Source organism: Salipiger sp. PrR002, assembly GCF_010500775.1.
GTDB lineage: Bacteria > Pseudomonadota > Alphaproteobacteria > Rhodobacterales > Rhodobacteraceae > Salipiger.
Genome location: NZ_JAAGOU010000003.1, coordinates 13578 through 37891, shown reverse-complemented (window position 1 = coordinate 37891; position 24314 = coordinate 13578). Strand labels below are relative to the sequence as shown.

Genomic DNA, 24314 nt, shown 5'->3' with positions numbered 1-24314 from the left:
CACTTACCAACCTGCCGCTTACATCGCCTGAAGGCTCTGCAAGGCCGGTCGTTCCCCTGTGTCATATGGGTTGAGTGCGAGGCGGGCAAGCGGATGCCTCACGCAGAACACGACTTTGTCAGACAGGACAGGCAGGCCACATGCTCGGAATGGGAAAACTCGCGCGGAAGGTGTTCGGCACCCCGAACGACCGCAAGATCAAGGCCACCCGACCGCTGATCGCAGAAATAAACGCGCTGGAACCCGAGTTCGAGGCTCTGGACGACGCCGGTCTGATCGCCAAGACCGAAGAGTTCCGCAAGCGGGTCGCCGAGGGCGAAAGCCTCGACAAACTGCTGCCCGAAGCCTTCGCCAACTGCCGCGAGGCGGCCAAGCGGGCGCTTGGCCTGCGCGCCTTCGATGTGCAGCTGATGGGCGGTGTCTTCCTGCATCAAGGTAACATCTCCGAGATGAAGACCGGCGAGGGCAAGACGCTCGTCGCCACCTTCCCTTCCTATCTCAACGCCCTCTCGGGCAAGAGCGTGCACGTGGTGACGGTGAACGACTACCTCGCCCGCCGCGACGCCGAGTGGATGTCGAAAGTCTTTGCCGCGCTCGGCATGACCACCGGCGTGGTCTACCCGCAGCAGCCCGAGGCCGAGAAGAAGCAGGCCTATGCCTGCGACATCACCTACGCCACCAACAACGAGCTGGGCTTCGACTACCTGCGCGACAACATGAAGTCCGAGCTGGACCAGATGATGCAGCGCGGCCATGGCTTTGCCGTGGTCGACGAGGTGGACTCGATCCTCATCGACGAGGCCCGTACGCCGCTGATCATCTCCGGCCCGTCGCAGGACCGTTCGGATCTTTATGTGGCCATCGACCGGCTGATCCCCGAACTGCCCGCCGACGCCTACACGCTCGACGAAAAGACACGCAACGTCACCTTCACCGATGAAGGCAACGAGGCGCTCGAAGACATGCTGCACCGCCGCGGCATCCTGCCCGAGGGCCAGACGCTCTATGACCCGGAAAGCACCACGGTCGTGCACCACGTCAATCAGGGCCTGCGCGCGCATAAGCTCTACACCCGCGACAAGGACTATATCGTCCGCGACGGGCAGGTGGTGCTGATCGACGAATTCACTGGCCGCATGATGGCGGGCCGCCGTCTGTCGGACGGTCTGCATCAGGCGATCGAGGCGAAAGAGGGCTGCCAGATCCAGCCCGAGAACGTCACCCTCGCCAGCGTGACCTTCCAGAACTACTTCCGCCTCTACAACCGGCTGTCGGGCATGACCGGCACCGCGCTGACCGAGGCCGAGGAATTTGCCGAGATCTACAAGCTCGGCGTGGTCGAAGTGCCGACCAACCGCCCGATCGCGCGGATCGATGACGACGACAAAGTCTATCGCACCGCTGGCGAGAAATACGCCGCGATCACCGAAGAGATCAAAGTGGCGCATGAGAAGGGTCAGCCGGTCCTCGTCGGCACCACCTCGATCGAGAAATCCGAGATGCTCTCGCAACTGCTGACGCAGGCCGGGCTGAAGCACAATGTGCTCAACGCCCGCCAGCACGAGCAGGAAGCGCAGATCGTCGCCGACGCGGGCAAGCTGGGCGCGATCACCATCGCGACCAACATGGCGGGCCGCGGCACCGACATCAAACTTGGCGGCAACTTCGAGTTTCAGGTGATGGAGGCCATCGCGGCCGATCCCGAAGCCGACCCCGAGGACATCCGCCAGCGGCTCGAGACCGAGCACGCCAAGGCCGAGGCCGAGGTGAAGGAAGCTGGCGGTCTCTTCGTTCTGGCCACCGAGCGCCACGAAAGCCGCCGCATCGACAACCAGTTGCGCGGTCGTTCCGGCCGTCAGGGTGACCCGGGCCGCAGCTCGTTCTACCTGTCGCTCGAAGACGACCTGATGCGCATCTTCGGCTCCGAACGGCTCGACAAGGTGCTCTCGAAGCTGGGCATGAAAGAAGGCGAGGCGATCATCCACCCGTGGGTGAACAAGTCGCTGGAACGCGCGCAGGCGAAGGTCGAGGGCCGCAACTTCGACATCCGCAAGCAGCTGCTGAAATTCGACGACGTGATGAACGACCAGCGCAAGGTGATCTTCGCGCAGCGTCTCGAGATCATGGAAGCGCAGGACCTCTCCGAGATCGCCGAGGACATGCGCCACGAGGTGATCGACGAGCTGGTCGAGACCTATGCCCCCGCCAAGGCCTATGCCGACCAGTGGGACATGCAGGGGCTCTATGCCGCCTGTATCGAGAAGCTGGGCATCGACCTGCCGGTCATCGCTTGGGGCGAGGAAGAGGGCGTCGACGCCGAGACCATCCGCGAGCGTATCGAAGAGGCCACCGACAAGCAGATGGCCGAAAAGGCCGAAGCCTTCGGCCCCGACACCATGCGCCAGATCGAAAAGCAGGTGCTGCTTCAGACCATCGACACCAAATGGCGCGAGCACCTTCTGACGCTGGAGCACCTGCGCTCGGTCGTGGGCTTCCGCGGCTACGCACAGCGCGACCCGCTCAACGAGTATAAGACCGAGGCCTTCCAGCTGTTCGAGTCGATGCTCGAGTCGCTGCGCGAGCGCGTGACCGAACAGCTTGGCCGCGTCCGCCCGATGACCGAGGACGAGCAAAAGCAGATGCTGCAGCAGATGGCCGCGCAGCAGGCCCAGCAGCAGCAGATCGCCGAGCAGGCCAAAGCCGTCGGCCCGAGCGAGAATGCCGCCACGCCCGAAGCGCATGAGCCGCTGGTCGACGGTTTCGACGAGACTGACCCGGCGACTTGGGGCAACCCCAGCCGCAACGACCCCTGCCCCTGTGGCTCGGGCAAGAAGTTCAAGCACTGCCACGGCAGCCTCTGAACCGGTCAAATCGGCTGACGTAACAACGGGGCGGGTCCGCGCGATATGTCGCGGGCCCGCCCCGATGACTCCGCGGCTTCGCCCAATCAGCGCCTCTTTTCAAAGACAGTCTGTTTCCCAGATCAGTTCGAGCGGCCGAGTCTCTGGCCGCGGTTCAGAGTGACCGGGGATTTCGTGATGGGACGGATGAAGACCTACAGACTTGCGGCAGTGACCATTGGTGCGGCGCTGAGCATCGGCTTTGCCATGCAGCAGCATGATGCGCGCAGCCCAAAGCCCGCCACCCTGCAGATCGCGCAGATCGAAGACACCTCCTCGGCTGCGCTGCCCCGGCTTCCCGCCGACCGCGCCGCCGAAACCGCCCTGCCCACCGCGCAGCTGCATCTTGCCGCCGCGGTGACAGAGCCCGCCCTCAGCGCGCCGAGCCTGCCCGAAGAGACCTCTCTCGAGGCAGCCGATTGCAGCGTGACGATGAGCGCGCGCACCGGCGCTGGTGCCATCGTCGCGTTGGATATCGATGCGCCCTGCTATGCCTCCGAGCGTGTCACCATCCATCACAACGGGCTGATGTTCACCGAGGTGACCCAGCCCGACGGCACGCTGCGGGTGAAGGTTCCGGCTCTGGCGGAACATGCGCTTTTCATTGCCTCTTTCGCCAATGGCGATGGCCAGACGGCGATCGCTGAGGTTCCCGCCCTGCCCTTCTATGATCGCGTCGTTCTGCAGTGGCGCGGCGACAGCGGCCTGATGCTGCATGCCAATGAGTTCGGCGCCCGCGATGCCGATCAGGGCCACATCTGGGCCGCCGCCGCGGGCGATCTGACCCGCACCGCGCAGGGCGAAGGCGGCTTCATGACCCGCCTTGGCGATGCCGAAAGCCCTGACCCGCTGATCGCCGAGGTCTACACATTCCCCGCCGCCGCCGCGAAGAAGGCTGGCGCCGTGGCGCTGACCATCGAAGCCGAGATCACCGGGGCCAACTGCGGCCAGCAGATCGAAGCGCAGACGCTGGAGCGCCGCCTTGGCGACAAGCTGCGGGCGCGCGATCTTACGCTCGCGATCCCCGATTGCAGCACCACAGGCGACTTTCTGGTGTTGAAAAACCTGCTCGAAGACCTGAAGATCGCCGCCAAGTAGAACGAGCGGTCAAGAGGCCCAGATGAGACAGGTCCGTGCGGCGATCATCGCCGCACTTTTCATTCCGGGCGCCCTGCTCGCCTCGGGTCTGGGCACCGCGGCTGCTGCGCAGGACGTCACCCTGCGCTCGCGCGATGGTGGCATCGAGCTGAACGGCACCATGCTGGGCTTTGATGGCGAGTTTTACCGCATCGACAGCCGCTATGGCGAGCTCACCGTCGACAGCTCCGGCGTGCTCTGCGAAGGCGTCGGCTGCCCCTCCCTCACCGATTTCGTCGCCGAGATGCGCATCTCGGGCGCGGCGACCATGGGCGATCTGCTGATGCCTGCGCTGATCGAGAGCTTTGTGCAGCGCAACGATTACACCGTCACGCGCAGCACATTGGCCGAGGGCGGCACCCGCTTTACCCTCAGCGATCCCGAGCGGGTGATCGGACGCTTCGACGTCGCCCCATCGAGCACCGACGAGGGCTTTGCCGACCTGCTGGCCGATGAGGCGGACATCGCCATCGCCCTGCGCGCCATTCGCCCGGCAGAGCAGGAGCTGGCGCGGGCCGCAGGTCTTGGCGACCTCAGCGAGCCCAACCGCAGCCGCGTGCTGGCGCTGGATGCGCTGATCCCGGTGGTCGCGCCGGACAACCCCGTGGGCGCGGTCACCCTGCCCGATCTGGCGCATGTCCTGTCGGGCGAGATCGACAATTGGCAGGCGCTTGGCGGACCGGATGCGCCGATCGTGCTGCATCTGCCGCCCGAAGGCTCGGGACTCGTGCAGGCGCTCGAGGACCGGCTTTTGCAGCCGCCCTCCCTCAGCCTGCGCAGCGTCGAAACCAAGCGTCACGCCACCGCCCCCGAACTTGCCGAGGCGGTCACGGGCGATCCGCTGGGGCTTGGGTTCATCAGCGCTGCCGAGGTTGGAAACGCCCGGCCCTTGGTGCTCACCGGCAGCTGCGGTTTTCATCTGCGCGGCACACGGCAGGCGATCAAGACCGAAGACTATCCGCTGACCATGCCGGTCTTCGTCTACCTGCCCGCGCGGCGGTTGCCGAAGCTGGCCCGCGAGTTTCTGGAGTTCACCCGCTCGGCCCCGGCGCAAATCGTCATCCGCCGCGCCGGTTTTGTCGATCAGGCCCCCGAGGAACTGCCGCTCGACGCGCAGGGCGACCGGCTCGCCAATGCGGTGCAGGTGGCCGAGGGCGAAGAGGGGCTGGGCGAGCTGAAACGGCTAGTCACCACGCTGGCCCCGATGCGGCGGCTGACCACTTCCTTCCGCTTCGAGCCCAATTCCGCGCGCCTCGACGCGCAGTCGCGCTCCAACGTGCAGCAACTGGCCCGCGCGCTGGAACTGGGCGACTACGACGGGCGCACGCTGGTGTTCGTCGGCTTCTCGGATGGTCAGGGGCCCGCCGCCGGAAACCTCGAGATCGCCGCGGAACGCGCGGCATCGGTGCGCGATGCGGTGCGTTCGGCGGCAGAGGCCACCGACCTAGCGGGCATCACGCTGGAGACCGATGCCTTCGGCGAGGCCATGCCCATGGCCTGCGACGAGACAGTCTGGGGCCGTCAGGTGAACCGCCGCGTCGAGGTTTGGCTGCGCTGAGCTAGAGCAGCCCCTCGGCCCGGAAACTCAGCTCGCGCGAGCGCCCGATCACCAGATGATCGTGCAGCGTGATGCCCATAACGCTGGCCGCCGCCTCGATCTGCGCGGTCATGTCGATGTCGGCGCTGCTGGGTGTGGGATCGCCAGAGGGATGGTTGTGCACGAGGATCAGCGCGCTGGCGTTGAGTTCGAGCGCGCGTTTCACCACTTCGCGCGGGTAGACGGGCACGTGGTCCACCGTGCCCCGCGCCTGCGCCTCATCGGCGATCAGCACGTTCTTGCGGTCCAGAAACAGGATGCGGAACTGCTCCGTCTCGGCATGCGCCATGGCGGTCTGACAATAGTCCAGCAGCGCCTCCCAAGAGCTGACCACGGGCCGTTGCAGCACCCGGCTGCGGGCAAGCCTGTGCGCCGCCGCCTCGACGATCTTCAGTTCCGTCACCACCGCATCGCCCACGCCCTGCACGTCGCGCAATCGCGCGGGCGGGGCCGAGACCACCCCGTTAAAATCGCCGAAGCCGTCGAGGAGGCGCCGCGCCAGCGGTTTCACGTCTTGCCGGGGGATCGCGCGAAAGAGCACCAGTTCGAGCAATTCGTAATCCGGCAGCGCCTCTGCCCCGCCCTGCAGGAAGCGCTCGCGCAGGCGCTTACGGTGATCGCGGATGTAGGACGGCAGCGCGCGCGTGCCCGGCACCGGCTGCACCGGCGCCTCGTCATGGGCGAAGAGCGTGGGCTGGCTGTCCGAGAAATGGCGCGGGCGGGTCATCGCTTCAGCATGGCGGCAGCGTGGTTAGAAAAGCGTTAAGCCCCGCCCGTGCCCGCAATCGAAAACGAAAACGGCGCGGGAGACCCCGCGCCGCTTCCAAAAGCCTCAAGAGCCGTGGCTCAGCCCTTCATCGAGTCCCAGAACCCTTTGACCGAAGAGAAGAAGCTCTTCGACTCGGGGTTGTTGTCCTCGGACTGCCCCTCGAACTCGCGCAGCAGTTCCTTCTGCCGCGAGGTGAGGTTGACCGGGGTTTCCACCGCCAGCTCGATGAACATGTCACCGGTGCCGCCGCCACGCAGCGAGGGCATGCCCTTGCCACGCAGACGCATCTGACGACCGGACTGGCTGCCCGCGGGGATTTTCACCCGGCTGCGGCCACCGTCGATCGTCGGCACTTCGATGTCGCCGCCAAGCGCGGCGGTGGTCATCGAGACCGGCACACGGCAATGCAGTTCGGTGCTCTCACGCTCGAAGATCTCGTGTTTCTTCACCTCGATGAAGATGTAGAGATCGCCCGGAGGCCCGCCGCGCATGCCTGCCTCGCCCTCACCGGCGAGACGGATACGGGTGCCGGTCTCGACCCCTGCGGGGATGTTTACCGACAGCGAGCGCTCTTTCTGCACCCGGCCCTGACCGCCACAGGCGTTACAGGGGTTCTTGATGATCTGGCCCAGTCCCGAACAGGTGGGACAGGTGCGCTCGACGGTAAAGAAGCCCTGCGTGGCGCGAACCTTGCCCATGCCCGAACAGGTCGGACAGGTCACCGGCTCCGCGCCGCCTTCGGCGCCCGAGCCGTGGCACTCGCCACATTGCACCGAGGTCGGCACATTGATGGTCTTCTGCAGGCCGCCGTAGGCCTCTTCGAGCGTCACACGCAGGTTGTAGCGCAGGTCGGCCCCGCGCGCTGCGCGCGTCCGTCCGCCACCGCGGCCACCGCCCATGAAGTCGCCGAAGAGATCGTCGAACACGTCGGAGAAGGCCGAGGCGAAGTCGCCCTGCTGGCCGAAGCCGCCGCCGCCCGGACGACCACCGCCACCCATGCCACCCTCAAAGGCGGCGTGGCCGAACCGGTCGTAGGCTGCCTTCTTGTCGGCGTCCTTGAGGACCTCGTAGGCCTCGTTCACTTCCTTGAACTGAGCTTCAGCGTCAGGTTTGTCCGCGTTCCGGTCTGGGTGAAGTTCCTTCGCCTTCTTGCGATAGCCCTTCTTGATCTCGTCCGCGGAGGCCCCTTTGGCGACGCCGAGCAGCTCGTAATAGTCACGCTTGGACATCCATGCCCTCCTTGGCCCGGAACAGAAAAGGGCCGGTCCGGCATCCGGACCGGCCCCCGTCTGGTTCCGCTATGGCTTAGCTGCGCTTGCGGTCATCGAGGTCTTCGAAATCCGCGTCCACGATGTTGTCGTCATCCGCCGGGCCCGACTTGTCGGCGTCACCGGCATCGGCTTCGGGGGTGCTATCACCCTCTTCGGCCTGCGCCTTGTAGATCGCCTCGCCCAGACGCATGGCCGCTTCGGTCACGTTCTGGATGCCAGCCTTCAGCTTCTCGCCGGTGATGTCGTCCTTCTCGAGATCGTCCTTGAGCGCGGACACCGCCAGCTCGATGGCCTCGATGGTGGACGGATCGACCTTGTCGCCGTGGTCCTCGATCGATTTCTCGGTCGAGTGGATCAGGCTTTCCGCTTGGTTGCGGGCCTCGACCAGCTCTTTGCGGGCCTTGTCCGCCTCGGCGTTCTCCTCGGCGTCCTGCACCATCTTCTCGATGTCGGCGTCCGAAAGCCCGCCCGACGCCTGAATGGTGATCTTCTGCTCTTTGTTCGTGCCTTTGTCTTTGGCCGAAACAGAGACGATGCCGTTGGCGTCGATGTCGAAGGTCACCTCGATCTGCGGCAGACCGCGCGGCGCCGGCGGGATGTCCTCGAGGTTGAACTGGCCGAGCAGCTTGTTGTCGGCAGCCATCTCGCGCTCACCCTGGAAGACGCGGATCGTCACGGCCGACTGGTTGTCTTCGGCGGTGGAGAAGATCTGCGACTTCTTGGTCGGGATCGTGGTGTTGCGGTCGATCAGGCGGGTGAACACGCCACCCAGCGTCTCGATGCCCAGCGACAGCGGGGTCACGTCGAGAAGAACCACGTCCTTCACGTCACCCTGCAGAACACCGGCCTGAATGGCGGCGCCCATGGCAACCACTTCGTCCGGGTTCACACCCTTGTGCGGCTCTTTGCCGAAGAACTTCGTCACTTCTTCGAAGACTTTCGGCATACGGGTCTGACCACCGACCAGAACGACTTCGTCGATCTCGTCTTTGGTGAGGCCGGCATCCTTCAGCGCGGCTTGGCACGGCTTGATCGACGCTTTGATCAGGTCCGACACGAGGCTTTCCAGCTTCGCACGGGTCAGTTTCATGACCATGTGCAGCGGCTGGCCGTTCGAGCCCATCGAGATGAACGGCTGGTTGATCTCGGTCTGGCTCGAGCTGGACAGTTCGATCTTGGCCTTTTCCGCAGCTTCCTTGAGACGCTGCAGGGCCATCTTGTCCTTGGTCAGGTCGACCTGGTGCTCTTTTTTGAACTCATCCGCGAGGTAGTTCACGATCCGCATGTCGAAGTCTTCACCGCCGAGGAACGTGTCGCCGTTGGTGGATTTCACTTCGAACAGGCCATCGTCGATTTCGAGGATGGTCACGTCGAACGTACCGCCGCCAAGGTCGTAGACAGCGATCGTCTTCGACTCTTTCTTGTCGAGGCCATAGGCCAGCGCAGCCGCGGTCGGCTCGTTGATGATACGCAGCACTTCGAGGCCAGCGATCTTACCGGCGTCTTTCGTCGCCTGACGCTGCTGGTCGTTGAAGTATGCGGGAACGGTGATGACCGCTTGGGTCACCTCTTCGCCAAGATAGCTCTCGGCGGTTTCCTTCATCTTACCGAGGATGAAGGCAGAGATTTGCGACGGCGAGTATTTCTCGCCCTTGGCTTCAACCCAGGCATCGCCATTGCCGCCGTCCACGATTTTGTAGGGGACGATGTTCTGGTCTTTGGTCACTTCCGCATCGGTGGTGCGGCGACCGATCAGACGCTTGACGGCGAAGATGGTGGCTTCGGGGTTGGTCACGGCCTGCCGCTTTGCGGGCTGTCCAACAAGACGTTCGTCGTCGGTGAAGGCGACGATCGACGGGGTCGTACGTGCGCCTTCGGCGTTTTCGATCACGCGTGCCTGGCTGCCGTCCATGATGGCGACGCAGGAGTTCGTGGTGCCGAGGTCGATACCGATCACTTTGCCCATGATTCGATCCCTTTCCAATTCAAGGCGATGACGCGAGGCGTTCGGACCCGTTACGGCATCCAGCCCCGCTTGTTTCAGAAGCCGTCCGGCGGGGGCCTCGCGGCGTTCGAAGGGTATATAAGGAGGGGGTTTGAACGCTGCAAGCGGCTGTGGCGAGGCTTTGCCTGCATTTGGGGGGAAATTCTTTGCACGCCGTGGCGGAATGCCACAAAACGGGGCCATGACGTCCCCTCTCGACATCCGCGGCTTCAAACTCTTTCAGGGGTTTCTCGACCGGCCTGCGCAAGAAGCGCTGGTCGAAACCCTGCGCGCGTTGCTGCGGCAGGCGCCGCTCTACCAGCCGGTGACGCCGCGCGGGCAGAAAATGTCGGTGCGGATGAGCGCGGCGGGGCGTTTCGGTTGGGTCACCGACCGGCGCGGCTATCGCTACGAGCCGCACCACCCCGAGGGCATGGACTGGCCACCGATTCCCGAAGAGGTGCTGGCGATCTGGCGCGAGGTCTCGGGCGCCGCGCGCGATCCCGAGTGCTGCCTGATCAACTGGTACGGCGAAGGTGCCCGTATGGGGCTGCATCAGGACAAGGACGAGGCGGATTTTTCCTGCCCCGTGGTCTCGGTCTCGCTCGGCGACGAGGGGCTCTTTCGCATGGGCAACGAGACGCGCGGCGGCAAGACCGAGTCGGTCTGGCTGAAATCCGGCGACGTGGTGGTCATGGGCGGCGAAGCCCGGCTGCGCCATCACGGCGTCGACCGTATCCGCTTTGGCTCGTCGAGCCTGCTGCCACAGGGCGGGCGGATCAATCTGACGCTGCGCGTTGTGACCTAGCGCAAAAGCTCGCAACAGCCGCCATAGGTGCCGCTGATCCGGCCCGTCATCACCAGCACCGCCGATAGCCCGTAAAGCCGGTCGGACATGCCGTCGCTACATTCGGCCTCGGGGCTGGCCACCAGCACCGCCTGCAGATCGTCTGCCCCCGCCACCACCGAGAACGGGCGGGTCATGCCGCTGGCGGTCTCAATCGGGCCGGCAAGCAATGTGGCGCTGCTGTCGGGGGTCTGCCATGTGGCGCTGCCCTCTTGCCGCGCCTCATAGGACCAGAACGGCTCGGTCCCGAAACAGCGCAGCCCGGCGACCTGCGGAAGCGTGCCCTCTGCCGCGGCCGCGAGGAACGACATGGACACCCAGCCCACCCCCTCGCCGGTCACGACGCGGCCCCAAGTGCCCGGGTCGTTCAGCGCACTGACCTGCACATCCGTTGCCGTGGGCGCGAGCGTATCAAGTATCTCGGCGTCGGCTGCGGGCGCCGCGCGCACATTCAGCAGATCATCCGCCGCCACGCCCGAAACATCGTAAAAGCCCGGCAGGTCTTGGGCCGAAACGCCGCTGGCCGCCAGCAGAGCTGCCGCGATGATGAGATGTCGCATGGGTGCCTCCTCCCGAAACGCGCCTTTGGGGTTAGAGTGCGAAGCTTTGCCGATGCAGTCCAGTTTTTCTGTTTGGCCAGTTTTTCCGGCGGGCCAGTTATCTGTCGGATCAGGCTGTCTGTCTGGGTCAGACCCCGCCCTAGCGCCTTGCCGCCCAAGACGCCGAGGCGTGCTTACGAGTGTAGAACTCGCCCATGAGACCGATCATGATCAGCACGATCGACACCCAAAGCGCGTATTCCCAGCTGGAGTTGCGCGGGAAGTAGTTGGAGAAGGCGTAGCCGCGCGACTGGTCGATGGTGTGGAACAGCGGGTTCCAGTCGAAGATCGCCAGCATCCCCGGCGTCAGCGAGTTGGCCACGAACATCTTGCCCGAGGCGATCATATTGGCACGCTGATAGACCGTGGTGATGATCGACACCGGCGTCGGGAACCACGGCTTGGCGGCCAGCAGCACCATGCCAATCGCCGCCCCCGAGAACCACGACAGCAGCAGCATCGCCATGGCGCCGATGGGATCGTGGATCTCGGACATGACGAAAGGATTGAAGGCCACGTCATAGACGAACAGGATCGCAAAGAGCGACAGGATCTGAATGTAGAGCGTCGAGAGCATGGCCGCAGCGATGGAGATCGCGGTGTTCATCGGCGCGTGCTGCATCATCGGGCTTGCCGGACCTTCGGACCCGGCGACCGCGCCCAGCGTCTTGGTGTGGGTCATATAGAGGAACACGCCCGTCATGATGTAGATCATGAAGTCGCCGCGGATCGCCGTGCCGCGCATCCCCAGAATGTGGAACATGAAGTAGAAGGCCAGAACGAAGATGATCGTCTGCAGCATGTTCATGAAGATCGCCATGAAGGCGTTGCCATGGCTCTTGCGCACCGCCCGGACCGAATTGTGGTAGATCAGCTCACTGATGTAGACGGCCGATCCCAGCCGAGAGCGCGGCTTTGAGGTCTGAAACATGGCAACACTGCTCCGGTACTGGCGGAAAAGGACGGGTCTTCTTGCCCATCTAGACGCAGCGCAGCATAAGAGTCGCAGGCCTTCAAATCAATAAATCCGCGCAGCGGAAGGGAGTACCGCCTTGAATTACGAGAATCTTGTTGCCGTGATCCGACGCCTTGCCCTCGAGGCTGGGGACAAGATCATGGAAATTTATAATTCCGATGATTTCGAAGTTAAGTCCAAGTCCGACGCCAGCCCCGTCACCGAAGCCGACGAAGCCGCAGATGAGCTGATCTCTGCGGGCCTGCGTGAGGCTTTCCCCGACCTGCCGCTGGTGACCGAAGAGCAGGCCGACAGCCATGAGGTCGACGCGATGACCTTCCTCATCGTCGATCCGCTCGACGGCACCAAGGAATTCGTCAACCGCCGCGGCGATTTCACCGTGAACATCGCGCTGGTGGAAAACGGCGTGCCGACCATGGGCGTGGTCTACGCCCCGGCCCGCGACCGCATGTTCTACACCGACAGCGTCGGCAAATCGGTCGAGGAAATGGGCCCCTTCGACAAGGAGACCCCAGGCGAGACCAAGCCGATCAAGGTCAGCAACCCGGACAATTCGGCGCTGCTCGTGGTCGCCTCGAAGTCGCACCGCGATCAGGCAACGGATGATTACATCAGCAAATACAGCACCGCCGACATGAAGAGCGCGGGCTCGTCGCTGAAGTTCTGCCTCGTGGCCACCGGCGAGGCCGATATCTATCCGCGCCTTGGCCGGACGATGGAATGGGACACCGCCGCGGGTCAGGCCGTGCTGCAGGGCGCGGGCGGCCGGGTGGTGCGCTTTGATGATCACACGCCGCTGTCCTACGGCAAGCCGGGTTTCGCCAACCCGTTCTTCATCGCCTACTCGCCCGATGTCGCGCTGAAAGAGGCGTGAGCCGGGCATGACCGCCCTGCCGGTCAGCGTGGTGATCGTGAGCCGTGGACGCCCCGCGGCGCTCGATCTTTGCCTGACCGGCGTTGCGCAGCTCGACCACCCGGCCTTCGAGGTCGTGGTGGTCGCCTGCCCCGAGGGGGCCGCCGCCGTCGCGGCCCGCCCGGACCGCCCGCATATCAAGCTCATCCCCTTCGACGAGCCGAATATCTCCGCAGCCCGCAACCTCGGCATCGCGCAGGCTGCGGGAGAGATTGTCGCTTTCATCGACGATGATGCGGTGCCGGAGCCGCTCTGGCTGCATCACCTCTGCGCCCCTTTCGCCGACCCCAGCGTCGCCGCCGCCGGAGGCTATGTGCGCGGGCGCAACGGTATTTCCTTCCAATGGCGCGGGCGCTCGATTGGCACCGATCTGCGCGAGGAAGACTTGCTACTCGACACGCCGGGTCCGCATCTGCCGGAACTGCCCGCAGGCCGGACGGTCAAGCTGCAGGGCACCAATATGGCCCATCGCCGCGATCTGCTGGCGCGCATGGGCGGCTTCGACCCGGCCTTCCGCTTCTATCTGGACGAGACCGACCTCGATCTGCGCCATGCCGCCGCCGGGCATCGGGTGGCCGTCGCTCCGCTGGCCGAGGTGCACCACGGCTACGCCGCCAGCGCCCGGCGCGGCGCCGACCGCACGCCGCGCGACCTGAGCGAGATCGGCGCCTCGATCCATGCCTTCCTGCTCCGACATCTCCCGGTTGAACAGCACCCCGCGGCCTGGGCCGCCCAGCGCAGCGCGCAGCGGGACCGTCTTCTGCGGCTGATGCAGCGCGGCCCGCTGAATGCCGACGACGTGCACCGCTTGCTCAAAGGCCTAGGCCGTGGCTGGCAAGACGGCGCAGCGCGGCCCGCTGCGCCGCTGCCCGCCATCGGGCACAGCCCTTCTCCCTTTCTGCCCTATCCCGGTCGCCCCGGTGCGCAGCGTGTCACATTGAGCGGGCCAATATGGCGCTGCGAGGCCCTGCGGCAGCAAGCGGAGCGCCGCGCAAAAGCAGGCGAGATCGTGACGCTCTACCGGTTTTCTCACACCGCCCTATACCACCGCGTCCGTTTCAATCCGGGCGGATACTGGGAACAGACCGGAGGGCTCTACGGCCGTAGTCTGCGCAGTGCCAATCTTTTGCAATTCTGCCGTTTTTCCGCCCGCGTCCGCGCCGAAAATTCCCGCGTTGCGGGTCCGAGGGGCGCGGTCGGCGAATTCGCGCTCCACAGTCGATAGATTTACTTTTACGCTGTCGCAGCAATATGATTGTTATCAATTGATTCATGCTGACCTCACTGTGCTCAGCACACGTCCAAGGAGCAAAATTTATGTCGCGCAAAGTTACAAAAGCGATCTTTCCCGTGGCGGGTTTGGGGACCCGCTTCCTGCCCGCAACCAAGTCGGTTCCCAAGGAAATCATGACGCTGGTTGACCGCCCTCTCGTTCAATACGCGATCGACGAGGCCCGCGCCGCAGGCATCAAGGAATTCATCTTCGTCACCTCGCGCGGCAAGGGCGCGCTTGAGGATTATTTCGACCACGCGCCGCAACTCGAGCGCGAGCTTGAAGCCAAGGGCAAGGACAAGCTGCTCGAAACGCTTCGCTCCACCAACATGGACTCCGGCGAGATTGCCTACATCCGTCAACACAAGGCGCTCGGCCTTGGCCACGCGATCTGGTGCGCGCGCCGCCTGATCGGCGATGAGCCCTTTGCCGTCATGTTGCCCGACGACGTGATCGCTGCCGACAAGCCCTGCCTGCAGCAGATGGTCGAAGCCTATCAGGAAGTGGGCGGCAATATGGTCGCGGCGATGGAAGTGCCCGCCGACAAGGCCTCGTCCTACGGCATCCTCGACGTGCGGGAAGACATGGGCTCGCTGGTCTCGGTCAAAGGCATGGTCGAAAAGCCCGCCGCCGGAACCGCGCCGTCGAACCTCGCGGTGATCGGCCGCTATATCCTGTCGCCGCAGGTCCTGCAGAACCTCGAGGACAAGCAGGTCGGCGCAGGCGGTGAGATCCAGCTGACCGACGCGATCGCCAAGCAGATCGGCAGCGAAGATGACGGCGTCTACGGCTTCCGCTTCAACGGCCAGCGTTTCGACTGCGGCTCCAAGGCGGGCTTCCTGCAGGCGACCGTGTCCTTCGGTCTGGAGCGCGACGAGCTGCGCGACGATCTCGAGGCGTATCTGCACGAGGTCATTTCCTCGCGCAAAGCCGCGCAGTAACGTCTGTAGTCACATCTGATGGCAAATGTTCTCGTGACAGGAGGCGCGGGCTATATCGGCTCGCACGCCTGTAAAGCTTTGAGACAGGCAGGGTATACGCCTGTCACTTATGATAATCTCGTCACCGGCTGGGAGCAGGCGGTGAAATTCGGCCCGTTCGAGAAGGGCAGCCTCTCGGACCGCGCGCGGCTCGACGAGGTCTTCGCCAAGTACCAGCCCATCGCGGTCATGCATTTCGCCGCGCTCAGCCAGGTCGGCGAAGCCATGTCCCAGCCCGGTCTTTACTGGCGCAACAATGTCGAAGGGTCGCTGACGCTGATCGAGGCCGCCTGCGCTGCGGGCTGCAAGAACTTCGTCTTCTCCTCGACCTGCGCCACCTATGGCGAGCATGACAATGTGGTGCTCGATGAAGAGACGCCGCAAATCCCGCTCAACGCCTATGGCGCATCCAAGCGGGCGGTGGAGAACATCCTGCGCGACTTCGCGGCGTCGGACGGGCTGACCCACGTGATCTTCCGCTACTTCAACGTGGCGGGCGCCGATCCCGAGGGCGAGGTGGGCGAGCATCACCGCCCCGAGACGCACCTCATCCCGGTCATGCTCGAGGCGATCGACGGCAAGCGCCCGGCGCTGACCATCCATGGCACCGATTACGACACACCGGACGGCACCTGCATCCGCGACTATGTGCATGTGATGGATCTGGTGGAGGCGCATGTGCTGGGGCTGAAATGGCTCGAGGCGGGCAAGCCCTCTTCGGTGTTCAACCTTGGCACCGGCAAGGGTTTCTCGGTGCGCGAAGTGATCGACGCATCGCGCGCCGTCACCAACCGCGAGGTGCCGCATTCGGAAGGGCCGCGCCGCGCCGGGGATGCCACAAAGCTTGTGTCGGGCTCGACCCGTGCATTGGCCGAGCTTGGCTGGGAACCGGCACGCTCCACCATGCCAAAGATGATCGAAGATGCGTGGAACTGGCACCTCAACGGGCACTACGATCACTGAGGTGACGCCCCCTCCGGCTCGCCTGCTGGATCTGACGCGGCTCGCCAGTCGCGCAGGGCGGGTTATGACCGGCGTGGACCGCGTGGAATATGCCTATCTGGACCGGCTCCTGCAGGAGCCGGTTCCGCTTTTTGCGCTGGTGAAAACCTCTCTGGGTTATTTGCTGCTGGACCGTGCTGGGTGCGCCGAGATGAAGCGGCGGCTCGACGCGCAGGACTGGCCCGATCCCAATTTTCTGGCCCGCATAGCCCGCCGAAATGACCCAGCCCGCGCCGGTGCCGAAATGGCGCTGCGCCGCGCCGCATGCGCCCGCGCCCTGCCCGCGCGTCTCGGACCGATGCTGCGGCGTCACCTGCCTGCGGGAGCCGTCTATCTCAACACAGGTCACAGCAATTTCTCGGACCGGGTGATCGCGGCGCTTCGGCAGTTGCCTCAGGCAAGGATCGCAGTGCTGCTACACGACACGATCCCGCTCGACTGGCCGCAGTTCCAGCGCGAAGGCAGTGTCGAGACCTTTGCCGCCTTCCTGCGCCGTGTAGGCCAGAGCGCCGATCTGGTGATCTGCAATTCCGAGGTGACCCGCCGCGATATGCTGCGGCACTTTTCGGGGCAGCGCACCCCCAAGAACATCGTCGCGCATCTGGGTGTGCCCCGCCCCATACCCGGCACAGCGCCGCAAGGGCCATGGACCGGCGCGCCCTATTTCGTCGTGCTGGGCACCATCGAGCCGCGCAAGAACCATGCGCTGCTGCTGGACATCTGGCGTGACCTTGCACCGCCCGCGCATCTGCTGATCTGCGGCCAGCGCGGCTGGAAGAATGAGGAGGTCTTTGCCGCGCTCGACGCGGGCCTCCCGCGCGTTCACGAACTGCCCGGCCTGAGCGACGCAGAGATCGCCGCCCTGCTGCGGCAGAGCGCGGGGCTGCTCTTTCCCAGCCATGCCGAAGGCTATGGCCTTCCCCCGGTCGAAGCAGCCGCGCTTGGCATGCCCGTGCTCAGCGCGCCACTGCCCGTGGTGCAGGAGGTTCTGGGCGACAATCCGGTTTACGCAGACGAATCGGACCGATATCTTTGGGCCTCAAGAATAAGGCAAATGGCCAAAGGGTATCGGGCGCAACCGGACGAGGCGGTTCAGGAGCGGGGAGCTTTCACCCCGCCAAGCTGGGACGCGCATTTCAAAGCCGTGTTAACCCTGATTTGATAGCTGGCGCCAAGCCGGCCGCGGGGCCTCGCCCCGAATGAGGGATAACGCGTGGGTGCATGGCAATCATACAGGCTTCGGCTGCAGCGCAAACGCTGGCTGATCCGGGCCCTGCGCAAACGGCGTGAACTGACCGCCGTCACCGACCGCACCGGTAGCCTCCGCCCGTCCGATCTCATTGTCTTCTGCACCGCCCGCAACGAGGGCGTGCGCCTGCCGTGGTTCCTGAAATACTACCGCGAGATGGGCGTGAACCATTTCATCATGGTCGACAACGACAGCACTGACGGCTCGCTCGACTACCTCAAGGCGCAAGAGGATGTCTCGGTCTGGCATACAAGCGCCAGCTACAAGCGATCGCGCTTCGGCATGGACTGGATCAACTGGCTGCTGCGCCGCTATGGCCACGGCCATTGGGTGCTGGTGGTCGATCCTGACGAGCTGTTTCTCTACCCATTCTGCGACACCCGCCCGCTGCGTGCACTGACCGACTGGCTCGACGCCTCCTCGATCAAAAGCTTCTCGGCCATGTTGCTGGACATGTACCCCAAGGGGCGGCTCGACGCGCAGCCATATGAGGCCGGGCAGGACCCGCTCGAGATCGCCTCGTGGTTCGATGCCGGAAACTACTCGGTGAAAAAGAACAAGCGCTTCGGCAACCTGTGGATACAGGGTGGCCCGCGCGCGCGCATGTTCTTCGGCGACCGGCCCGAACGCGCGCCCGCGCTCAACAAGGTGCCGCTGGTCAAATGGGATCGCCGCTACGCCTACGTCAGCTCGACGCATATGCTGCTGCCGCGGGGCCTGAACCTCGTCTATGACGAATGGGGCGGAGAGAAAGCCTCGGGCCTGCTGCTGCACACCAAGTTTCTGGACACGTTCAACGCCAAGGCCGAAGAGGAACTCAGCCGCAAACAGCACTACGCCGGCTCGACCGAATATATCGCCTACGCCGAGGGGGTCCGCGACAATCCCGACCTCTGGTGCAAATGGTCCGAGAAATACATCAACTGGCGCCAGCTCGAGATCCTTGGGCTGATGTCCAAGGGCAACTGGGCATGACGGGGCGGCGGCTATGAGCGTCGGGATCATCATGCTGGTGCACACCGCCTTTGACCGCGCCGAGCAAGTGGCGCGGCATTGGGCACGGGCGGGCTGCCCGGTGGTGATCCATGTGGACAGCAAGGTGCCGGAAAAGACCTATGGCGCCTTCACCAAGGCTCTGTCCGACCTGCCCGACGTGATCTTCTCGCCCCGCCATCGCTGCGAATGGGGCACATGGGGGCTTGTCGCTGCCAGTCAGGACGCCGCCGAGATGATGCTAGATCGCTTCGCGGCGGTGCGGCACGTCTATCTCACCTCCGGGTCTTGCCTGCCGCTGCGCCCGGTCGAGGAACTGATCGACTATCTCGACGCGCGGCCCCAGACCGATTTCATCGAAAGTGCCACCACTGCCGATGTGCCGTGGACGGTGGGCGGGCTCGACCACGAGCGGTTCACGCTCTTCTTCCCTTTCTCTTGGCGCCGCAACCGCTACCTCTTTGACCGCTTCGTCGAAGCACAGCGCGCGCTGCACGTCTCGCGCCGGATCCCCAAAGGGGTCGTGCCGCATATGGGCAGCCAGTGGTGGTGCCTCACCCGGCAGACCCTGAGCGCAATCCTGCAGTGCCCGCAGCGCCGCCGCCACGAGCGCTATTTCAAGCGCGTCTGGATCCCCGATGAGAGCTATTTCCAGTCGCTCGCACGGCTCCATTCGCAGAATATCGAAAGCCGTTCCCTGACGCTCTCGAAGTTCGATTTCCAAGGCAAGCCGCACATCTTCTATGACGATCACCTGCAGCTGCTGCGGCGCTCGGATTGTTTCGTCGCGCGCAAGATCTGGCCCCACGCCGGGCGGCTTTATCAGACCTTCCTGAACCACCCCGAAAGCGCCGCGAACCGGCAGGAGCCGAACCCCGGCAAGATCGACCGCATCTTCGCCAAGGCGGTCGACCGCCGGACCCGAGGGCGTTCGGGGCTCTACATGCAGTCGCGTTATCCCAACTTCGGCTGGGAAAACGGCATGACCGCGGCACGCTATTCCGTGTTTCAGGGGTTTGCCGAGCTTTTCGAGGATTTCGAGCCGTGGCTCGGTCGTGCCACCGGGGCGCAGGTGCATGGTCATCTCTTTGCCCCCGAGCGCGCCGAATTCGCTGGTGGGCAGACGCTGCTCAATGGCGCGCTGCCGGACACCGCCGCCTACCGCGACTGGAACCCCAAGGCCTTTCTCACCAACCTGATCTGGAGCACGCGAGGCGAGCGCCAGTGCTTTCAGTTCGGCCCCCATGACGCGCCCGACATCATGTGGGACATGGCCCGCGACCCCAACGCCCAGATCAGCGTCATCTCGGGCGCTTGGGCGGTGCCGCTGTTCCGGTCCGGAGGGGATTTTTCCAAACTGCGTGCCGAGGCGGCGGCGCTGCAGAAGGCCGAACATGCGTTGCTGGATGAATTGCGCTCGCCGGACGCCAAGGCGCGCATCCGCATCTGGACCATGGCTGAATTCATCGAGGCCCCGATGGAGCCGCTGCAGCTGATCATCGACGAAATCGGCCACAAATCCCCCCGCCGCTTGGCAGAGGCGCCGGTGATGCTCGACCTGAACGGCTTTGGCCGGTTCCTGCAGCAACTCAAGAACCAAGGGATGCACCCCTACCTCATGGGCGACTTCCCGGTCGAACCGGCGCCGCGTCCCAGCGCATCTCCGGCGCGCAAACCCTACCTCGTGAAGAACTGAGTTTTCATGTCCAACCGTTTTGACAGTTTCGTCGTCTTTGCCGAGATGCGCACCGGCTCGAATTTCCTCGAGACCAACCTCAACGCGATGGACGGGCTGACCTGCCACGGCGAGGCGTTCAACCCGCATTTCATCGGTTACCCCAATTCGAGTGAAATTCTCGGCGTCACCCAGGCAGAGCGCGACGCCGACCCGCTGCGGCTTCTGCAGGTGATCCGGCAGCAGACGCCGGGGGGCATGGGCGGCTTTCGGTTTTTCCACGACCACGACCCGCGCGTGCTGCCGACGCTGCTCGAGGATGAGCGCGTGGCGAAGATCGTGCTGACCCGCAACCCGGTCGAAAGCTACGTCAGTTGGAAGATCGCGCAGGCCACCGGCCAGTGGAAGCTGACCAACGTCAAAAAGCGCAAGGACGCGCAGGCAGAGTTCGACGGCCCCGAGTTCGAGGCGCATTTGGCGCGGCTGCAGGATTTTCAGGTGCATCTGATGACCGCGCTGCAGACCTCTGGGCAGACCGCCTTCTATGTGGCCTATGAGGATCTGCAGAACGTGGCGGTGATGAACGGTTTGGCGAAATGGCTGGGCATTCCGGCCCGGCTTGACGCGCTCGACGCCTCGCTCAAGCGCCAGAACCCGCAGCCTGTGGCCGAGAAGGTCGCCAATCCCGACGAGATGGAGCGCGCGCTGGCCCGCCTCGACCGCTTCAACCTCTCCCGCACGCCGAGTTTCGAGCCGCGCCGCGGGCCGGTGGTGCCCTCTTACGTGGCAGGCGCGGAAACGCCGCTGATCTACATGCCGATCCACTCTGGCCCCACGGACAGCGTGCGCCAATGGCTCTGCGCCCTCGACGGCGCGGACGAAGAGGCACTGATCACCGGCTTCAGCCAGAAGACCCTGCGCCAGTGGAAACGCGCGCGGCCCGGGCATCGCGGCTTTACCGTCGTGCGTCACCCTCTGGCCCGCGCCTATGACGCCTTCTGCAGCAAGATCCTCGACACCGGCCCCGGCGGCTATGCGCGCATCCGCAAGACGCTGCGCCGCGCCCACGGGCTGCCGCTGCCCGAGGGCGCCCCCGGCCCCGACTACACCGCCGAGCAGCACCGCGCCGCCTTCGACGCCTTCCTGCATTTCGTGAAGGCCAATCTCGCCGGGCAGACCGCCCTGCGCATCGACGGGCATTGGGCCTCGCAAAGCCAGTGCCTGCAGGGCATGGCCGAGTTCACCCTGCCCGATATGATCGTGCGCGAAGACGAGATGGCGGTCTATCTGCCTGCCTTGGCCATGCAGGTGGGTCATCCCGCGCCGCCGGAACCCGAGCCCGAAAGCCGCTCCGCCGCTGCGCCCTATGCGCTTGCCGATATCTACGATGCCGATCTCGAAGCGCTGGCGCGGGATGTCTACCAGCGCGACTACCTGATGTTCGGTTTCGGCGACTGGGCCTGAGGCCCGCCTTTCAACAGCGCGCAACGAAAAAGGAGCGGACCTTGTGGCCCGCTCCTTCAGAACGTCATGTCGCGCGGGCTCAGGCCGCCTGCGACGAGCGATCCTCGGTCAGCACCGCATAGAGCGTCGCCGGATCCGGGTTCGCCCGCAGCTTGGTGCAGAGCGCCGCATCGCGCAGCGAGCGCGAGACCAGCGCCAGCGCCTTCAGGTGCTCGACCCCGGCGTCTTCGGGCGCGAAGAGCGCAAAGACCACATCCACCGGCTGACGGTCGACCGCTTCGAATTCAACCGGCTTCTCCAGCAGGATGAACACGCCGTGCACCTGATCGATGCCCGGAATCCGCGCATGCGGCAGCGCGACGCCATGGCCCACCCCGGTGGGTCCAAGGCTTTCACGCTCCATCAGCGCCTCGACGGCCGAGGCCGCGTGGATGCCGTAGGCGGTTTCGGCCAGCTCGGCGATGTCATGCATCAGCCGCTTCTTGCTGCTTGCCGCCGCGACGACCTTCACGGCCTGCGGTTTCAGGAGTTCAAGAAAGGTCATTGACCGCCCTTTACTGTCTGCTCGAAGGCGCCGATCACCCGGCAGGTTGCGACCCTTACGGATCGATCCAGCCGATATTGCCGTCTTCACGCCGATACACGACGTTCACGCCATCCTTTTTTTCGTTGCGGAAGACCAGCACGGGAGCCCCGGCCAGTTCCATCTGCATCACGGCTTCGCCTACGGTCAGCGACGGGATCGAAGTCTCCATCTCTGCCACGATAATGGGCTGCAGCGTGTCGGGCTCGGCATCTTCATGCGAGTCCTCTTCGCGCGCGAGGATATACGAGGCAGCGTTCTGGAGTTCAACGGGCTCCGCGCGATCCTTGTGATGGTCTTTCAGGCGTCGCTTGTATCGACGCAGCTGCTTGTCGATCTTCTCGCAGCAGCCGTCGAAGGCCGAGTAGATCTCGGTCGCCTTGTCCTTCGCCGAGGTGGTCAGCCCCGTCGACAGGTGGACAGTGACCTCGCAGACGTATTCATGCGCACTCTTGGAAAAGGTGATATTCGCATCGGTAGGACGACCGGAGTACTTCCCAAATACCCCATCAAGCTCTTGTTTTGTATGAGTTTGAAGTGCGTCGCCGATGTCGATCTGCTTACCCGTGATCTGATAGCGCATCTTTGTTCCTTCTCTCTTTGGATCCGTATCGCATCCAGCCCGGAGGCTGCCTCAGATGTGGTGCGGATCAGGGGTGACGCAAGGCCGCTGCAGAATGGATCCGGCTTCCCCTCTCCTCTGGGGACGCAAATGCCGGAGCTGCAGAATAACGGTGCGTCATAACCTCATTTGAGGTCAGCACCCCCCGTTTTGTCAATGATCTGTCGCAAACTCGAGAGGGAAGGATAGGCGAAATTCCTCAAGGAATCGCTTTAGCTGATGCGGAAGTTCTCGCCGAGGTAAACGCGGCGCACGTTTTCGTTCTGCACCACTTCCGCCGGCGTGCCCGACATCAGCACCTGCCCGTCGTGCAGGATATAGGCCCGGTCGACGATCTCGAGCGTCTCGCGAACGTTATGGTCGGTGATCAGAACGCCGATGCCGCGCTTCTTCAGATCGGCGACAAGATGCCGGATGTCGCCAACGCTGATCGGGTCGACGCCGGCAAAGGGCTCGTCGAGCAGCAGATACTTGGGGTTGGCCGCAAGGCAGCGGGCGATCTCGACCCGGCGCCGCTCACCGCCCGAGAGCGCCAGCGCGGGCGCGCGGCGCAGGTGCTCGATGGAGAAGCCGCCCAGAAGTTCCTCCAGCCGCTCGCGGCGGCGGTGGCGGTCGGTCTCGGAGATATCGAGCACGGCGGCGATATTGTCTTCGACCGAGAGGCCGCGAAAGATGGATTTCTCTTGCGGCAGATAGCCGATGCCCATGCGCGCGCGGCGGTACATGGGCAGATAGGTCACCTCGCGCCCGTCGATGGTCACCTGCCCGCCTTCGGGGTTCACCAGACCGGCGATAGAATAGAAGGTGGTGGTCTTGCCGCAGCCGTTCGGCCCGAGCAGCGCGACGACCTCGCCACGATCAAGCTTCAGCGTGACGTCGCGGATCACCGTGCGCTTGCGGTAGCTCTTGCGCAGATGCTCGACCCGCAGGCCCTGACCGCCTTCGGTCACAGTAAGTTCGGGGCGGGCCATCAGTTCTGACCTTGCCCGCTGCTGTCTTGATTGATCACCGTCTGCACCCGCCCGGCCATCTGCGCCGTGCCAGCCTCGAGGTTGACCACCATCCGCTCGGAGGTGAGCGCGTTGCCGCCTTGGGTCAGCAGCACATTTCCGGTCATCACCACGGTGCCTGCGTCGATGTCGTAATCCGCGCGCTCTGCCTCGGCGGCTTCCTCGCCGCTGACCAGCGTCACGCCGCCGGTGGCCTCCATGCGCTGGATACGGCCCGCGCCGCTTTCGCCTTCGGCGTAGACCACCAGAACCCGCGGCGCGGCGAGGCGCATCTCGCCCTGCCCGATCACCACATTGCCGGTATAGAGCGCCGTGCCGTCCTTCTGGTTCACCTCCAGCTGATCGGCGGTCACTTCGACCGGAGCGCTGGTGTCCTGCTGCATCCTGCCGAAAGCCACGCTGGTGCCCTGGGCAGACGCGGGGCTGACCAGCGCGAGCAGCGCAATCATCAAGGCGGCAATGCGAAACAT

21 protein-coding genes are annotated in these 24314 nt (G+C 64.5%); 12 read left to right on the top strand and 9 right to left on the bottom strand.

Features of this window, described 5'->3' with window-relative positions; genetic code table 11:
* Positions 1–140 precede the first annotated feature (140 nt).
* The 3 genes from secA to G0A00_RS04125 all read left to right on the top strand — a co-directional run bounded on the left by secA (position 141) and on the right by G0A00_RS04125 (position 5595).
* Positions 141–2861, top strand: coding sequence for a preprotein translocase subunit SecA (gene secA / locus G0A00_RS04135; protein ID WP_066104230.1), 2721 nt, complete (start codon positions 141–143; stop codon positions 2859–2861).
* A 186-nt stretch (positions 2862–3047) separates the two neighbouring features.
* A complete protein-coding gene (locus tag G0A00_RS04130) occupies positions 3048–3998 on the top strand; it encodes a translocase (RefSeq protein WP_235953086.1) in 951 nt (316 codons plus the stop codon).
* A 22-nt stretch (positions 3999–4020) separates the two neighbouring features.
* Entirely contained in the window at positions 4021–5595 is a 1575-nt protein-coding gene (locus G0A00_RS04125; protein ID WP_164182068.1) for a phosphate ABC transporter substrate-binding/OmpA family protein, read from the top strand.
* A gap of 1 nt (position 5596) precedes the next feature.
* Here the strand turns inward: G0A00_RS04125 and radC are convergent, their stop codons facing one another.
* The 3 genes from radC to dnaK form a co-directional block, all read right to left on the bottom strand.
* A complete protein-coding gene (gene radC, locus G0A00_RS04120; RefSeq protein WP_164182067.1) occupies positions 5597–6361 on the bottom strand; it encodes a DNA repair protein RadC in 765 nt (254 codons plus the stop codon).
* Positions 6362–6480: 119 nt separating this feature from the next.
* The gene (dnaJ, locus tag G0A00_RS04115) at positions 6481–7632 is read right to left on the bottom strand and encodes a molecular chaperone DnaJ (protein WP_164182064.1); all 1152 of its coding nucleotides are present in this window, start codon (positions 7630–7632) and stop codon (positions 6481–6483) included.
* A gap of 76 nt (positions 7633–7708) precedes the next feature.
* Positions 7709–9640: a molecular chaperone DnaK gene (gene dnaK, locus G0A00_RS04110; RefSeq protein ID WP_164182063.1), complete on the bottom strand. Its 1932-nt coding sequence runs from the start codon at positions 9638–9640 to the stop codon at positions 7709–7711.
* A 220-nt stretch (positions 9641–9860) separates the two neighbouring features.
* Here dnaK and G0A00_RS04105 point away from each other — a divergent pair, with 220 nt between their 5' ends.
* Positions 9861–10466, top strand: a complete 606-nt coding sequence (locus tag G0A00_RS04105) for an alpha-ketoglutarate-dependent dioxygenase AlkB (protein ID WP_164182061.1) — start codon at positions 9861–9863, stop codon at positions 10464–10466.
* Here G0A00_RS04105 and G0A00_RS04100 read toward each other — a convergent pair.
* Together G0A00_RS04100 and G0A00_RS04095 are read right to left on the bottom strand one after the other, a co-directional pair.
* Entirely contained in the window at positions 10463–11065 is a 603-nt protein-coding gene (locus tag G0A00_RS04100) for a COG3650 family protein (RefSeq protein WP_164182060.1), read from the bottom strand. The two genes, G0A00_RS04105 and G0A00_RS04100, sit on opposite strands and share 4 nt — an antisense overlap.
* 139 nt (positions 11066–11204) lie before the next feature.
* Positions 11205–12035 carry an ABC transporter permease gene (locus G0A00_RS04095; protein WP_164182059.1) on the bottom strand — a complete coding sequence of 277 codons (831 nt, stop codon included), beginning with the start codon at positions 12033–12035 and terminating at the stop codon, positions 11205–11207.
* 121 nt (positions 12036–12156) lie between these two features.
* On the opposite strand from G0A00_RS04095, the gene cysQ reads away from it, so the two are divergent.
* The 8 genes from cysQ (at position 12157) to G0A00_RS04055 (ending at position 21629) form a co-directional block, all read left to right on the top strand.
* The gene (gene cysQ / locus G0A00_RS04090; protein WP_164182058.1) at positions 12157–12954 is read left to right on the top strand and encodes a 3'(2'),5'-bisphosphate nucleotidase CysQ; all 798 of its coding nucleotides are present in this window, start codon (positions 12157–12159) and stop codon (positions 12952–12954) included.
* A 7-nt stretch (positions 12955–12961) separates the two neighbouring features.
* The gene (locus G0A00_RS04085; protein ID WP_164182057.1) at positions 12962–14218 is read left to right on the top strand and encodes a glycosyltransferase family 2 protein; all 1257 of its coding nucleotides are present in this window, start codon (positions 12962–12964) and stop codon (positions 14216–14218) included.
* Between the two features lie 92 nt (positions 14219–14310).
* Positions 14311–15207: a UTP--glucose-1-phosphate uridylyltransferase GalU gene (gene galU / locus G0A00_RS04080; protein ID WP_164182056.1), complete on the top strand. Its 897-nt coding sequence runs from the start codon at positions 14311–14313 to the stop codon at positions 15205–15207.
* An 18-nt stretch (positions 15208–15225) separates the two neighbouring features.
* Positions 15226–16209, top strand: coding sequence for a UDP-glucose 4-epimerase GalE (galE, locus tag G0A00_RS04075; RefSeq protein ID WP_164182055.1), 984 nt, complete (start codon positions 15226–15228; stop codon positions 16207–16209).
* 64 nt (positions 16210–16273) lie between these two features.
* Entirely contained in the window at positions 16274–17410 is a 1137-nt protein-coding gene (locus tag G0A00_RS04070) for a glycosyltransferase family 1 protein (protein WP_235953084.1), read from the top strand.
* Between the two features lie 51 nt (positions 17411–17461).
* Positions 17462–18472: a glycosyltransferase family 2 protein gene (locus G0A00_RS04065; RefSeq protein WP_164182053.1), complete on the top strand. Its 1011-nt coding sequence runs from the start codon at positions 17462–17464 to the stop codon at positions 18470–18472.
* 13 nt (positions 18473–18485) lie between these two features.
* A complete protein-coding gene (locus G0A00_RS04060; protein WP_164182051.1) occupies positions 18486–20186 on the top strand; it encodes a beta-1,6-N-acetylglucosaminyltransferase in 1701 nt (566 codons plus the stop codon).
* 6 nt (positions 20187–20192) lie between these two features.
* Positions 20193–21629: a sulfotransferase family 2 domain-containing protein gene (locus tag G0A00_RS04055; RefSeq protein WP_164182049.1), complete on the top strand. Its 1437-nt coding sequence runs from the start codon at positions 20193–20195 to the stop codon at positions 21627–21629.
* Between the two features lie 79 nt (positions 21630–21708).
* On the opposite strand, the gene G0A00_RS04050 is transcribed toward G0A00_RS04055, so the two are convergent.
* The 4 genes from G0A00_RS04050 to lptA form a co-directional block, all read right to left on the bottom strand.
* Positions 21709–22173, bottom strand: a complete 465-nt coding sequence (locus tag G0A00_RS04050) for a PTS sugar transporter subunit IIA (RefSeq protein ID WP_066104180.1) — start codon at positions 22171–22173, stop codon at positions 21709–21711.
* A 55-nt stretch (positions 22174–22228) separates the two neighbouring features.
* On the bottom strand, positions 22229–22795 hold the full coding sequence (raiA, locus tag G0A00_RS04045) for a ribosome-associated translation inhibitor RaiA (protein ID WP_066104177.1): 567 nt from the start codon (positions 22793–22795) through the stop codon (positions 22229–22231).
* A 251-nt stretch (positions 22796–23046) separates the two neighbouring features.
* Complete coding sequence (gene lptB / locus G0A00_RS04040; RefSeq protein ID WP_066104174.1) at positions 23047–23805, bottom strand: LPS export ABC transporter ATP-binding protein; 759 nt, start codon at positions 23803–23805, stop codon at positions 23047–23049.
* Positions 23805–24314: a lipopolysaccharide transport periplasmic protein LptA gene (lptA, locus tag G0A00_RS04035; RefSeq protein WP_164182208.1), complete on the bottom strand. Its 510-nt coding sequence runs from the start codon at positions 24312–24314 to the stop codon at positions 23805–23807. The genes lptB and lptA overlap by 1 nt, the downstream gene beginning before the upstream one ends.

Excerpts from the sequence above, each read along its gene's own strand:
- lptB (WP_066104174.1), bottom strand. The coding sequence starts at position 23,805 with ATGGCCCGCCCCGAACTTACTGTGACCGAAGGCGGTCAGGGCCTGCGG.
- raiA (WP_066104177.1), bottom strand. The coding sequence starts at position 22,795 with ATGCGCTATCAGATCACGGGTAAGCAGATCGACATCGGCGACGCACTT.
- secA (WP_066104230.1), top strand. The coding sequence starts at position 141 with ATGCTCGGAATGGGAAAACTCGCGCGGAAGGTGTTCGGCACCCCGAAC.
- dnaJ (WP_164182064.1), bottom strand. The coding sequence starts at position 7,632 with ATGTCCAAGCGTGACTATTACGAGCTGCTCGGCGTCGCCAAAGGGGCC.
- G0A00_RS04085 (WP_164182057.1), top strand. The coding sequence starts at position 12,962 with ATGACCGCCCTGCCGGTCAGCGTGGTGATCGTGAGCCGTGGACGCCCC.
- dnaK (WP_164182063.1), bottom strand. The coding sequence starts at position 9,640 with ATGGGCAAAGTGATCGGTATCGACCTCGGCACCACGAACTCCTGCGTC.
- G0A00_RS04050 (WP_066104180.1), bottom strand. The coding sequence starts at position 22,173 with ATGACCTTTCTTGAACTCCTGAAACCGCAGGCCGTGAAGGTCGTCGCG.
- G0A00_RS04105 (WP_164182061.1), top strand. The coding sequence starts at position 9,861 with ATGACGTCCCCTCTCGACATCCGCGGCTTCAAACTCTTTCAGGGGTTT.
- radC (WP_164182067.1), bottom strand. The coding sequence starts at position 6,361 with ATGACCCGCCCGCGCCATTTCTCGGACAGCCAGCCCACGCTCTTCGCC.
- G0A00_RS04095 (WP_164182059.1), bottom strand. The coding sequence starts at position 12,035 with ATGTTTCAGACCTCAAAGCCGCGCTCTCGGCTGGGATCGGCCGTCTAC.
- G0A00_RS04130 (WP_235953086.1), top strand. The coding sequence starts at position 3,048 with ATGAAGACCTACAGACTTGCGGCAGTGACCATTGGTGCGGCGCTGAGC.
- G0A00_RS04070 (WP_235953084.1), top strand. The coding sequence starts at position 16,274 with ATGACCGGCGTGGACCGCGTGGAATATGCCTATCTGGACCGGCTCCTG.
- galU (WP_164182056.1), top strand. The coding sequence starts at position 14,311 with ATGTCGCGCAAAGTTACAAAAGCGATCTTTCCCGTGGCGGGTTTGGGG.
- G0A00_RS04055 (WP_164182049.1), top strand. The coding sequence starts at position 20,193 with ATGTCCAACCGTTTTGACAGTTTCGTCGTCTTTGCCGAGATGCGCACC.
- G0A00_RS04100 (WP_164182060.1), bottom strand. The coding sequence starts at position 11,065 with ATGCGACATCTCATCATCGCGGCAGCTCTGCTGGCGGCCAGCGGCGTT.
- G0A00_RS04125 (WP_164182068.1), top strand. The coding sequence starts at position 4,021 with ATGAGACAGGTCCGTGCGGCGATCATCGCCGCACTTTTCATTCCGGGC.
- G0A00_RS04060 (WP_164182051.1), top strand. The coding sequence starts at position 18,486 with ATGAGCGTCGGGATCATCATGCTGGTGCACACCGCCTTTGACCGCGCC.
- galE (WP_164182055.1), top strand. The coding sequence starts at position 15,226 with ATGGCAAATGTTCTCGTGACAGGAGGCGCGGGCTATATCGGCTCGCAC.
- lptA (WP_164182208.1), bottom strand. The coding sequence starts at position 24,314 with ATGTTTCGCATTGCCGCCTTGATGATTGCGCTGCTCGCGCTGGTCAGC.